The organism is Microbacterium sp. RD1, assembly GCF_052220165.1.
Lineage (GTDB): Bacteria > Actinomycetota > Actinomycetes > Actinomycetales > Microbacteriaceae > Microbacterium.
In genome coordinates, this window is record NZ_JBQPOL010000004.1 from 57,079 (window position 1) to 69,450 (window position 12,372).

8 protein-coding genes are annotated in these 12,372 nt (G+C 70.8%); 6 read left to right on the forward strand and 2 right to left on the reverse strand.

Annotated features, from left to right (window positions below):
* Positions 1 to 72 precede the first annotated feature (72 nt).
* Complete coding sequence (gene glgX / locus ACTU3I_RS16965; protein WP_442926904.1) at positions 73 to 2,160, reverse strand: glycogen debranching protein GlgX; 2,088 nt, start codon at positions 2,158 to 2,160, stop codon at positions 73 to 75.
* 51 nt (positions 2,161 to 2,211) lie between these two features.
* On the opposite strand from glgX, the gene ACTU3I_RS16970 reads away from it, so the two are divergent.
* From ACTU3I_RS16970 to ligA, 3 genes are all read left to right on the forward strand, one after another.
* Complete coding sequence (locus ACTU3I_RS16970; RefSeq protein ID WP_442926905.1) at positions 2,212 to 3,381, forward strand: cysteine desulfurase family protein; 1,170 nt, start codon at positions 2,212 to 2,214, stop codon at positions 3,379 to 3,381.
* A gap of 288 nt (positions 3,382 to 3,669) precedes the next feature.
* A complete protein-coding gene (mnmA, locus tag ACTU3I_RS16975) occupies positions 3,670 to 4,770 on the forward strand; it encodes a tRNA 2-thiouridine(34) synthase MnmA (protein ID WP_442926906.1) in 1,101 nt (366 codons plus the stop codon).
* A gap of 44 nt (positions 4,771 to 4,814) precedes the next feature.
* A complete protein-coding gene (gene ligA / locus ACTU3I_RS16980; protein WP_442926907.1) occupies positions 4,815 to 7,142 on the forward strand; it encodes an NAD-dependent DNA ligase LigA in 2,328 nt (775 codons plus the stop codon).
* 76 nt (positions 7,143 to 7,218) lie between these two features.
* Here the strand turns inward: ligA and ACTU3I_RS16985 are convergent, their stop codons facing one another.
* Complete coding sequence (locus tag ACTU3I_RS16985; RefSeq protein WP_442926908.1) at positions 7,219 to 8,919, reverse strand: long-chain-fatty-acid--CoA ligase; 1,701 nt, start codon at positions 8,917 to 8,919, stop codon at positions 7,219 to 7,221.
* A gap of 66 nt (positions 8,920 to 8,985) precedes the next feature.
* Between ACTU3I_RS16985 and gatC the strand changes: the two genes are divergently transcribed.
* Genes gatC through gatB form a run of 3 tightly spaced genes read left to right on the forward strand, consistent with a single transcriptional unit; the run spans position 8,986 to position 12,334 of the window.
* Positions 8,986 to 9,285 (forward strand): Asp-tRNA(Asn)/Glu-tRNA(Gln) amidotransferase subunit GatC, encoded by a 300-nt coding sequence (gene gatC / locus ACTU3I_RS16990; protein WP_442926909.1) that lies wholly within the window; start codon positions 8,986 to 8,988, stop codon positions 9,283 to 9,285.
* Complete coding sequence (gene gatA, locus ACTU3I_RS16995) at positions 9,282 to 10,820, forward strand: Asp-tRNA(Asn)/Glu-tRNA(Gln) amidotransferase subunit GatA (RefSeq protein ID WP_442926910.1); 1,539 nt, start codon at positions 9,282 to 9,284, stop codon at positions 10,818 to 10,820. The genes gatC and gatA overlap by 4 nt, the downstream gene beginning before the upstream one ends.
* A complete protein-coding gene (gene gatB / locus ACTU3I_RS17000) occupies positions 10,820 to 12,334 on the forward strand; it encodes an Asp-tRNA(Asn)/Glu-tRNA(Gln) amidotransferase subunit GatB (protein ID WP_442926911.1) in 1,515 nt (504 codons plus the stop codon). Before gatA ends, gatB begins: the two co-directional genes overlap by 1 nt.
* Positions 12,335 to 12,372: the final 38 nt, after the last annotated feature.

The following is a 12,372-nucleotide window of genomic DNA, read 5'->3' on the forward strand; positions in this document are numbered from 1 at the left end:
TCCGAACCTACCCCGCACCCCTCGGCGGGCACACGAACGCCTGCGACCGTTGACAACGGCCGGAAAGCTCGATCACTCGACGCGGAACAGGTGCATCGAGGTGGGAGCCAGGGCGACGACGTCCCCGGCGACGTAGCCGACCTCGCCGTCGCGGGGCCGCTCATCCGCGCTGGACCACAGCGACACGAAGCGCACCGCGTCGGGGAGCTCGGGGAGCGTGACGTCGATGGGCGTCTCGTCGCCGTGGATCATCAGGAGGATGCGGTTGAACGCCTCCTCTTCCGGCGTCGACGAGGCCACGTACTGCAGGGTGCGGTGCGCGGGGTTCGTCCACAACTCGCTCGACATGGTGCGTCCGTCGTGATCGAACCACTCCATCACCGATGCCGACGGGGTGTGCTCGCCCAGGCGCGCGAAGCGGATGGGGCGCAGCGCCGGGTTCTCGCGCCGAAGCTGCAGAAGACGTCGCACGTGCGCCAGGAGATCTTTCTGCCACGGCGCATGCTCCCAGGACAACCACGTGAGCGCGGAATCGTGGCAGTAGGCGTTGTTGTTGCCGCGCTGCGTGCGCCCGAACTCGTCGCCTGCCGTGAGCATCGGGATCCCCGCGCTCAGCAGCAGCGTTCCCAGGAGATTCCGCATGGCCTTGCGGCGTGCGGCGAGGATGCGCTCGTCGTCGGTCTTGCCCTCGATGCCGTGGTTGAACGAGCGGTTGGTGTCGGCGCCGTCACGGCCCTGCTCGCCGTTCCCGAGGTTGTGCTTGACGTCGTAGGACACGAGGTCACGGAGGGTGAAGCCATCGTGCGCGGTGACGAAATTCACCCCGGCGAGCGGGCCGCGCTCGGCGCTGAAGGTGTTGGACGAACCGGCCAGGCGCGTGGCGAACCCGCCGATCCCCACCGGCGCGGTGTCGGCGCGTCGCGCGTAGTCGATGTCGCTCAACCAGAAGTTGCGGACGCGGTCGCGGTAGCGGTCGTTCCACTCCATCCATCCGGTGCCGAAGTTCCCGGTCTGCCATCCGCCCATCCCGACGTCCCACGGCTCGGCGATCTTCTTGGCGCCGGCCAGCTGCGGGTCGTCGAGGATCGCCCGCAGGAGGGGATGCTGCGGGGTGAACGTGTGCGCGGCGTCGCGACCGAGCGTCGCGGCGAGGTCGAAACGGAATCCGTCGATCTGCACATCGTTCGCCCAGTACCGCAGCGAATCGATGACGAGGCGGGCAGCCGCATCCGATGCGGTGTTCACGCTGTTGCCGCATCCGGTGACGTCGATGTAGGCGCCCTCGTCGGTCTGTCGGTAGTACCCGCGGTTGTCGAGGCCGCGAAGGCTCGTGCGCGGGCCGCCGAGTCCCTCCTCGGCAGTGTGGTTGTAGACGACGTCGAGGATGACCTCCAGCCCCGCTTCGTGAAGCAGGCGCACCATGCCTTTGAACTCGCGCAGCACCGCCTCCGGCCCCCCGCGCCGGCTGTCTTCGGTGGCGTAGGCGGCGTGAGGGGAGAAGAAGTTGAGTGTGTTGTAGCCCCAGTAGTTGGTCAGTCCGAGTTGGAGCAGGCGCGGCTCGGTCGCGAAGGCATGGACGGGGAGGAGCTCGATGCTCGTGATTCCCAGGCTCAGGAAGTGCTCGATCATCGCGGGGTGGGCGAGGCCCGCATACGTGCCATGGAGGGCCGGCGGGACACCGGGATGACGCTTGGAGAGGCCTTTGACGTGCCCCTCGTAGACGACGGTGCGATCGAGCGGGATGGCGGGCTTGCCGACCCCGCCCCAGTCGAAGCCGCCGTCGACGACGACCGCCCGGTGATCTCCGAACCCGCTGGTGACCAGACCGCGGGCGTACGGATCGAGCAGGAGGCTCTCACGGTTGAAGGTGTTGCCGGGCGCGTGGGGGCCGTCGGCGCGGACCGCGTACCGTGCTCCCGGACGCAGGAGCGGTGTGGTGACCGACCATACGTCCCCCTCGCCGCGGACGAGGGGGAGACGCTCGATCGCCCAGTCCAGGTCGACGTCGTCGAAGACGACGAGCTCGATCGCGTCGGCGCTTCCCGACCACACCCGCAGCGTGCCGCCGTCGGGGCCCATCCGCACGCCGAGGTCGTCCAGGCGCGAGTCGAGCAGCCCCCCGGCCGGGGCGAGCACGGAACTGAGATCCGGTCCAGCCATGCGCTCTACAGTAGTTAGGCCATGTGACGGACACGTCACGGGAGGAGTGTCATGGCGGTGTACCTCGACCATGCGGCCACGACGCCGCTGCGGGATGAGGCGCGCGACGCCTGGCTCGAGGCGGCGGCCGTCGGGGCGAACGCCTCGTCGATCCACGGCGGCGGACAAGCGGCGCGGCGGGTGCTCGAGGACGCGCGCGAGCGGCTCGCGGCGGTCCTCGGATGCGACGCCCCCGAGGTCGTCTTCACCTCCGGCGGGACGGAGTCCATCAACACCGCGGTGACGGGACTGTGGTCGGCGCGGTGCGCCGGTACGGCAGACGTCGTTCTGCCCGACGGCGAGCACCATGCCACCCTCGATGCCGTGGCAGCCCTCGCTGCGCGGGAAGGAGCGGGTGTCCGCGAGGTTCCGCTCGACGCGACCGGGCGCATCGACCCGGAGGCGTTCGCCGCGGCGGCGCGCGGCGCGGCCCTGGCGACCGCCCTGATCGCGAACAACGAGGTCGGGACCGTGCAGGACGCCGCGGCGCTGGCGGCGGGGGCGGCGGGGGCGGGAACCCCGCTCCATTTCGATGCGGTATCGGCATTCGGCCACGTCTCGGTGGACTTCGCGCGGTGGCGCGCCGACGCGTCACCCGGCGCCGGTCTCGTGGCGCTGAGCGTCTCCGCCCACAAGGTGGGAGGCCCCGTCGGGGTAGGCGCCCTCGTCGTGGCACGCACCGCCCGTCTGTCCCCGCTCCTGCACGGCGGTGGGCAGCAGCGAGGCCTCCGCGCCGGCACGCAGGACATCGCGGGGGCGAGCGCATTCGCCGTGGCGGCCGAGCTGGCGGAGACCGAACGGGCGGGTGAGGCAGCCCGCCTCTCGGCACTGCGCGACGCGCTGCTGCGGGGCATCCGAGATGTGGTGCCCGGCGCCGAGATCCTCGGCGACCCCGTCGACCGCCTCCCCGGCAACGTGCACGTGCTGTTCCCGGACGCGGCGGGGGAGACGCTGCTGTTCCTCCTCGACCAGGCCGGGATCTCCGTGTCGACCGGGTCGGCGTGCCAGGCCGGCGTTCCGGAGCCGTCCCACGTCGTGCTCGCCCTGGGGCGCACCGAGCGCGAAGCGCGCTCGGTGCTGCGACTGACGCTCGGACGCACGTCGACGGCCGCCGACGTCGCGGCGTTCCTCGCGGCGCTTCCCGACGCGTATGCCCGAGCCGCGGCGTCCGCCCGCCGTTGACGGCACCGGCCCGTAGCGTACTCACGGCATCGGCCCGTACCGTACTCAGTCCGAGCCGCCGGATCCGCCCACCGTTGACGGCTCCGGCCCATACCGTACTCAGTCTGAGCGGACTATCCCGTCCACTCCGCCCGCCGAATCACGCGGGCATGCGTTCGGCTCATCCGCGCGCAGACTGAATACGGTACGCGGGCATGCGTTCGGCTCGTCCGCGCGCAGACTGAATACGGCGGGTGAGGACTGGAGCTGGGCGGACCGGGCGCCGTGAGCGACTCGTAGACTGGCACGATGCGGATTCTGGCGGCGATGAGCGGCGGCGTGGACTCCGCCGTCGCGGCAGCGCGCGCCGTGGAGGCGGGCCATGACGTCGTCGGCGTGCACCTCGCCCTCTCCCGCGCCGGCGGCACGCTCCGCACCGGGAGCCGCGGATGCTGCACCATCGAGGACGCGATGGACGCGCGTCGCGCGGCTGATCGCCTCGGCATCCCGTTCTACGTCTGGGACTTCTCCGAGCGGTTCCGCGACGACGTCATCGACGACTTCATCGCCGAGTATCGGGCGGGCCGCACACCCAACCCCTGCATGCGGTGCAACGAGAAGATCAAGTTCGCCGCGCTCTTGGAGCGGTCCCTCGAGCTCGGTTTCGACGCGGTCTGCACCGGGCACTACGCGAGCCTGGTCGACACTCCGGACGGGCGGGAGCTGCACCGCGCGAGCGACCAGGCCAAGGACCAGTCGTATGTGCTGGGCGTCCTCACGGCGGACCAGCTCGCGCACACCTATTTCCCGCTGGGCGCCACGCCCTCGAAGGCGCTCGTCCGCGCAGAGGCCGAAGCGCGCGGGCTGACCGTCGCGCACAAGCCCGACAGCCACGACATCTGCTTCATCCCCGACGGCGACACGCGCGGCTGGCTGGCCGAGAAGGTCGGCGCCGAGCAGGGGCCCATCATCGACCGCGCCGGCGAGGTCGTCGGGTCTCACGAGGGCGCCCATGCCTACACGGTCGGCCAGCGGCGCGGCCTGCAGCTCGGCGTCCCCGCCCCCGACGGCAAGCCGCGTTTCGTGCTCGAGGTGCGCCCCGTCTCCAACACCGTCGTCGTCGGCCCCAAGGAGGCGCTCGCCACCGCCGAGATCGCGGGGGCGCGGTTCACGTGGACGGGGCGCGCCCCGGATGCGACGGAGTTCGCGTGCGACGTGCAGATCCGCGCGCACGCCGACCCGGTGCCCGCCGTCGCGCGGGTCGCCGACGGCATCGTGACTGTCGTGCCGGAGGTGCCGTTCGACGGCGTCGCGCCCGGACAGACGGCGGTGCTCTACGACGGCACGCGAGTCCTCGGGCAGTTCACGATCGACCGGACGGTGTCGGCGGTGCCGGTTTCCGCGGGATAGTCCAGCCCCCGGGGGCTGTCGGGAGCGGTCTCTAAACTGACCGTGTGGCGAACGGCGACGAACTTCCCGACCTGACCCTCGACGAGGCCCGCGCCGAGGTCGACGACCTGACGACGCGGATCGTCGGAGCGCGCGACGCCTACTACGGGCGCGACGCCGAGATCGTCGACGACGCCACCTACGACGGCTGGATGCATCGCCTCGAGGCTCTCGAACGGCTCTATCCCGAGCTGCAGGGGCAGGACAGCCCGACTCTCTCGGTGGGGGCGGCGGAGAGCACGATGTTCGCGCCGGTGGAGCACGCCGAGCGGATGCTGAGCCTCGACAACGTCTTCAGCGTCGACGAGCTGCGCGAATGGTGCGCGCGGGCCGAAGCCTCCGCCGGCCGGCGTGTGCGGTGGCTGACCGAGCTGAAGATCGACGGGCTCGCGATCAGCCTGCGGTACGAGAACGGCGTCCTCACCTCCGCGGCGACCCGTGGCGACGGGCGCGTCGGAGAAGACGTCACCGCGAACGCGATCCGCGTGAGCGGCATCCCGCAGCGCCTGTCGGGGACGGGGCATCCGCCGATCGTCGAGGTACGCGGGGAGGTGTTCATCCCGGTCGCGGCGTTCGACGAGCTCAATGCCCTGCAGGCGCGACTGCGCGAGCGCGTGGTGGCGGAGTCTCAGGCGCGCGGCGTGGACGAGGAGAAGGCCACGCGCAGCGCCGCGCGGCGGTTCCCCGCCTTCGCCAATCCGCGCAACGCCGCCAGCGGAGGGCTGCGCCAGCAGCTGGAGAAGAAGAGCGGGATGGAGCTGGACGCAGGTCAGGCGCGGCTGGAATCGCTACGGCTGTTCGTCCACGGCATCGGTGCGTGGCAGGCTCCGCCGGTGTCGTCGCAGAGCGAGGTCTATGCGCTCCTGGCGGAGTGGGGCCTGCCGACGAGCCCGTATTTCCGTACCTCCGACGATATCGACGGCGTCCTCGCGTTCGTCCAGCACTACGGTGAGCACCGCCACACGGTCGAGCACGAGATCGACGGTGTGGTCGTCAAGGTCGACGAGCTCGCGCTCCACGACGAGCTGGGGGCGACCAGTCGCGCACCGCGATGGGCCATCGCCTACAAGTACCCTCCCGAGCAGGTCAACACCAAGCTCCTCGACATCGTCGTGTCGGTGGGTCGCACGGGCCGCGCGACACCGTTCGCCGTCATGGCGCCGGCGCGGGTGGCCGGGAGCGTCGTCAGGCAGGCGACGCTCCACAACCAGGAGGTCGTCAAGGCCAAGGGCGTGCTCATCGGCGACACCGTCGTGCTGCGCAAGGCCGGCGACGTCATCCCCGAGGTCCTCGGCCCGGTGGTGGAGCTGCGCGACGGCAGCGAGCGGGCATTCGTCATGCCGACGGAGTGCCCAGAGTGCGGCTTCCCGCTCGCCCCCGCCAAGGAGGGCGACATCGACCTGCGCTGCCCGAACACCCGGGCCTGCCCCGCCCAGGTGCGCGGTCGCGTCGAGCACATCGGATCGCGCGGCGCCCTCGACATCGAGGCTCTCGGTGAGGTGACCGCGGCAGCGCTGACGCAGCCCAGCGTTCCGGAGCATCCGCCGTTGGAGACCGAGGCCGGCCTCTTCGAGCTGACCCTCGACGAGCTCGTGCCGATCGAGGTGATCGTCCGCGATGCCGAAACGGGTGAGCCGCGCCTGGATCCCAAGACCGGAGAGGTCGTGCGCCGGGCGCCGTTCCGGCGCAACCCGAGCGGGGCGGAGAAGAAGGCGGGCCTCACCGGTCCGCAGCCGTCGGCGCAGGCGATCACGCTGCTCGACGAGCTCGAGAAGGCCAAGACGAAGGATCTCTACCGCTTTCTCGTCGCCCTCAGCATCCGGCATGTCGGACCGGTCGCGGCGCGTGCGCTCGCACAGTGGTTCGGCTCGCTCGACGCGATCCGCGCCGCCTCGCGCGACGAGCTCGCCGCCGTGGAAGGTGTCGGCGGAATCATCGCGGATGCCGTCATCGAGTGGTTCGCGGTCGATTGGCACCGTGAGATCGTCGACCGCTGGGTGGCCGCCGGCGCTCGACTGGCGATCCCCGGTCATCCGGGTCCGGGCGCGGCGAACGCCGGCGGGGGCGTGCTCGACGGCGTGACCGTGGTGGCGACCGGGTCTCTCGAGGGCTACACGCGGGAGGGCGCCCAGGAGGCGATCATCCGTGCCGGCGGCAAGGCCGCCTCCAGCGTGTCGAAGAAGACCGACTTCGTCGCCGCCGGTCCCGGCGCCGGCTCCAAGCTCGGCAAGGCCGAGGAACTGGGCCTGCGCATCATCGATGCGCAGCAGTTCCATCTTCTCGTGACCGAGGGCCCGGCGGCTCTCGACGCGATCGCCCCCGACGCCGGCTGACGGCGCTCCCTGCCGTTTCCGCGGCTCAGCGTCGAACATCCTCGCATGCCGGTGCGGGTACCCCGACCCGACGTGGTCAGTCGCCGGAGGTCAGCGCGAGGAGTCTCTCCTGCACCTGCTTGCGCAGCACCTTGCCGATGAGCGAGCGGGGCAGTTCGTCCACCACGAAGATGCGCCGCGGCACCTTGTACGGCGTGAGGATGCTCCGCGCAAAGGTTCGGATGTCCTCGACATCGACGTCGCCCGCCCCGTCGGGGATGATCGCGGCGACGACCTCCTCGCCGGAGTGCCCGCTGGGAAGGCCGACCACCGCGACGTCCACGACACGCGGATGCTGGCGGAGGACACTCTCCACCTCGGTCGGGGCGACGTTGAACCCGCCGGTGATGATGAGCTCTTTGATGCGGTCGACGATACGGACGAAACCGTCCTCATCGATCGTCACGATGTCGCCGGTGCGGAACCAGCCGTCGACGAACACCTCTTCGGTCGCCTCCGGCTTGCCGTAGTAGCCGCTGAACACCTGCGGCCCCCGCACGACCAGCTCGCCGCGCTCACCCGGCGCGACGTCGACGGTCGGGTCGTCCGGGTTCACGACCCGGCACTCCGTGCCCGGGAGGGGAAGCCCGACGGTCCCGGGGACGCGGTTGCCGGCCACCGGATTCGCCATGAGGACGGGGGAGCACTCGCTCAGGCCGTAGCCCTCCACGAGATAACCGCCGCTGGCCTCCTCGAACGGCACGACGAGCTCGTGCGGGAGCGCCATCGCCCCGGAGATGGCGATCTGCGTGCCGGCAAGGGAGATGCCGGTCTCCCGCGACGCCGTGAGGAGCCGCTCCGCGATCGGCGGCACGAGCGGAAGGAAGGTCGCCGGATGCTTCTTGACCACCGCGAGCACGAGGTCGGGGTCGAACCGCGGGAAGAGCACGAGGCGTGCGCCCATCGACATGGCGAAGGTCAGGCACAGCGTGAGTCCGTACGCGTGGAACATCGGCAGCACGGCATAGACGACGCATCCCTCACCCGGGGTGATCTGCGGCACCCACGCGCGGGCCTGGGCGGCGTTGGAGAGGAGGTTGCGGTGCGTCAGCGACGCGCCTTTGGGAGTGCCTGTCGTGCCGCTGGTGTACTGGATGATCGCGAGGTCGTCGGTGCGCGGGCGCGGGTAGGTGTCCGCCAGCCGGTCGCCGCGGAGGAGGTCCTCCCAGGCGATTGCGCCGCTCACGCGCTCGTGGAGAGCGGTGCGTGCCTCGCGCGCCCGCGCGAGAGGCAACCGGAGTGCGAGCCGGGTCTTCAGGGGCATCGCGCGGGTGACGTCGACGGAGACCAGGGTCTTCACCTGCAGGTCGGCGGGGAACTCCTGAAGAGTGCGCACCACCTTGCTCCACACGATCGCGTGCTGGGCGCCGTGATCCTCGAACTGCTTGCGCATCTCGCGGGGCGTGTAGAGCGGGTTGTGCTCGACGACGATCCCCCCGACCCGGAGCACCGCATAGAACGCGACGATGTGCTGCGGGGAGTTGGGCAGCACGATCGCGACCGGGTCGCCGGCGCGCACGCCGCGTGACCGCAGACCCTCCGCGGCATGGGCGATCTGATCCTCGAGCTGCGCGTACGTCGTCGTGCGGGCGAAGAACTCCAACGCCGGAGCATCCGGATGCTTCCGGGCCGACGTCGTCACGATGTCCACGAGCGAGCCGGACACGGGATCCAGGTCTTCGGGCACCCCGTCGGCGTAGCTGCGGATCCAGGGGCGCGGCGGGTCGAAGGCAGTCACTCAGCCACCCTATTTCCTGCCCGCGGCCGCAACGGCGGGCAGCCGCGCGGAAACTAGACTGGTCGGGTGTCTGAAATCACCCCCGATCTCGTGCGCCATCTCGGCGTGCTCGCCCGGATCCAGCTGAGCGACGAGGAGGTGGACCGCCTCACCGGACAGCTCGACGTCATCGTCGACAACATCGCCAAGGTGTCGGAGGTCGCCACCCCCGACGTGGTGGCCACGAGTCATCCGATCCCGCTGACGAACGTTTTCCGCGCCGATGAACCCGGAGAGGTCCTCACGCTCGAGCAGGCGTTGCACAACGCGCCGGATGCGGCGGATGACCGGTTCCGCGTGACGGCGATCCTGGGGGAGGAGCAGTGAGCGACGACCTCACGCGGCTGAGTGCGGCCGATCTCGCCGCGCGACTCTCCGCCGGTGATGTGTCCAGCGTCGAGGCCACGCAGGCGCACCTCGACAGGATCGCCGCCGTCGACGGCGATCTCCACGCCTTCCTCCACGTCAACGCTCGCGCCCTCGAGGTGGCCGCCGACATCGACCGCCGGCGCGCCGCCGGGGAGGACCTCGGGCCCGTCGCCGGCGTGCCGCTGGCCATCAAGGACGTGCTGGTGACCACCGATATGCCGTCCACGAGCGGATCGAAGATCCTCGAGGGCTACCTCTCGCCGTACGACGCCACCGTCGTCGCGCGCTCGCGCGCAGCCGGCCTGGTGCCGCTGGGCAAGACGAACATGGACGAGTTCGCGATGGGCTCCTCGACCGAGCACTCCGCGTACGGACCGACCCGCAACCCGTGGGATCGCGACCGGATCCCGGGAGGCTCGGGCGGTGGGTCCGCCGCGGCGGTCGCCGCATTCGAGGCGCCCCTGGCTCTGGGCTCCGACACCGGCGGCTCGATCCGCCAGCCGGCGCACGTCACCGGCACCGTCGGCATGAAGCCGACATACGGCGGCGTGAGCCGGTACGGCGCCATCGCGCTGGCGTCGAGCCTTGATCAGGTCGGGCCGGTGACACGGACGGTGCTGGACGCCGGGCTCCTCCACGACGTCATCGCCGGGCACGACCCGCACGACGCCACGTCACTCACCGACGCGTGGCCGTCGTTCGCGGATGCGGCGCGGGACGGGGCATCCGGCGCGGTGCTCCGAGGCCTCAAGGTCGGCGTCATCCGCGAACTCGACGCGTCCGGATTCCAGCCGGGTGTCTCGGCCTCGTTCCGGGCCGCCCTTGCGGCCCTCGAGGCGCAAGGCGCCGAGATCGTCGAGGTCAGCGCGCCCCACTTCGAGTACGGCGTCGCCGCCTACTACCTGATCCTCCCGGCGGAGGCATCGAGCAACCTCGCCAAGTTCGACTCCGTCCGCTTCGGGATGCGCGTGACGCCGCACCCCGGCGCGACGGTCGAAGACGTCATGGCCGCCACGCGCGAGGCCGGATTCGGCGACGAGGTCAAGCGCCGCATCATCCTCGGCACCTACGCCCTGTCGGCCGGATACTACGACGCCTACTACGGCAGTGCGCAGAAGGTGCGGACGCTCATCCAGGCGGACTTCGACGCCGCCTTCGCGCAGGTCGACGTCCTCGCGACCCCGTCGGCACCCACCACGGCTTTCCGGCTGGGTGAGAAGCTCGATGACCCGCTGCAGATGTACCTCAACGACGTCACCACCATCCCGGCGAACCTCGCCGGCGTCCCCGGCATCTCCATCCCCTCGGGACTGGCAGAAGAAGACGGGCTGCCCGTCGGCATCCAGTTCCTCGCGCCGGCTCGAGAAGACGCTCGCCTCTACCGCGTGGGGGCGGCCACCGAGGCGGTGCTCGTCGACGGATGGGGCGGGCCGCTCTTGGACCGGCTGCCCGCCCTCCCGCAGGCTCAGGGATCGACAGGAGGGGTGCGCTGATGGCCAAGGACGAGCTGATGGACTTCGACGAAGCGCTCGAGCTGTTCGAACCGGTACTCGGCTTCGAGGTGCACGTCGAGCTGAACACGCGGACGAAGATGTTCTCCGCAGCCCCCAACCCCGCGCATCCCGACAACCACGGCGCGGCGCCGAACACGCTGGTCGCGCCGGTCGACATGGGGCTTCCGGGCGCGCTGCCGGTGGTGAACGAGCAGGCCGTCCGGTCGTCCATCAGCCTGGGCCTCGCCCTCGGCTGCTCGATCGCGCCGTCGAGCCGATTCGCCCGGAAGAACTACTTCTACCCCGATCTCGGCAAGAACTACCAGATCTCCCAGTACGACGAGCCGATCGCCTTCGAGGGTTCCGTCGAAGTCGAGCTCGAAGACGGCACCGTGGTCACCGTGCCCATCGAGCGTGCGCACATGGAGGAGGACGCCGGCAAGCTCACGCACGTCGGCGGGTCGACCGGCCGCATTCAGGGCGCGGAGTACTCCCTCGTGGACTACAACCGCGCCGGTGTGCCGCTCGTCGAGATCGTCACGAAGCCGATCTTCGGCGCCGAGCACCACGCACCCGACATCGCGAAGGCCTACGTCCAGACCATCCGCGACATCGTCCGCGGCCTCGGCATCTCCGAGGCGCGGATGGAGCGGGGCAACCTGCGCTGCGACGCGAACGTGTCGCTGCGCCCGCGCGGGCAGGAGAAGCTGGGCACGCGCACCGAGACCAAGAACGTGAACTCCATGCGCTCGGTGGAGCGGGCGGTCCGCTACGAGATCCAGCGCCAAGCGGCGATCCTCGCCGCCGGCGGCACGATCACGCAGGAGACGCGACACTGGCATGAAGACACCGGCACCACATCTCCTGGCCGGCCGAAGTCGGACGCGGATGACTACCGCTACTTCCCCGAGCCCGATCTGCTGCCGGTCGCGCCGGCGGAGTCGCTGATCGAGGAACTGCGGGCCGCCCTCCCCGAACCGCCGGCCGCGCGTCGGCGTCGCCTCAAGGCGGATTGGGGCTTCGCCGACATCGACTTCCAGGGCGTGGTGAACGCCGGTCTGCTCAGCGAGGTGGAGGCCACGGTCGCCGCAGGCGCCTCGCCATCCGCTGCCCGCAAGTGGTGGATGAGTGAGATCAGCCGCGTCGCGAACGCCGACGGTCGCGACGCAGCCGATCTGGTGTCCCCGGAGAACGTCGCGGCACTGCAGCACCTCGTCGACGCCGGCACACTCACCGACAAGCTGGCGCGCCAGGTGCTCGAGGGGGTCATCGCGGGGGAGGGGACGCCGCAGGAGGTCGTCGACGCGCGCGGGCTCGCCGTCGTCTCCGACGACGGTGCGCTCCTCGCCGCGATCGACGACGCGCTGGCGTCGCAGCCCGATGTGCTCGCCAAGATCCGCGACGGCAAGGTGCAGGCCGCCGGCGCCGTCATCGGCGCCGTGATGAAGGCGATGAGAGGCCAGGCCGACGCGGCACGCGTGCGCGAGCTGGTCCTGGAGCGCGCCGCGCAGTAGCCCTCCCGTCGAGTTGTGTCTTGTGGTCGATATTCCGC

Coding starts and splice junctions, on each gene's coding strand:
- gatB (WP_442926911.1), top strand. CDS start 10,820: ATGGCCAAGGACGAGCTGATGGACTTCGACGAAGCGCTCGAGCTGTTC.
- mnmA (WP_442926906.1), top strand. CDS start 3,670: ATGCGGATTCTGGCGGCGATGAGCGGCGGCGTGGACTCCGCCGTCGCG.
- ACTU3I_RS16970 (WP_442926905.1), top strand. CDS start 2,212: ATGGCGGTGTACCTCGACCATGCGGCCACGACGCCGCTGCGGGATGAG.
- glgX (WP_442926904.1), bottom strand. CDS start 2,160: ATGGCTGGACCGGATCTCAGTTCCGTGCTCGCCCCGGCCGGGGGGCTG.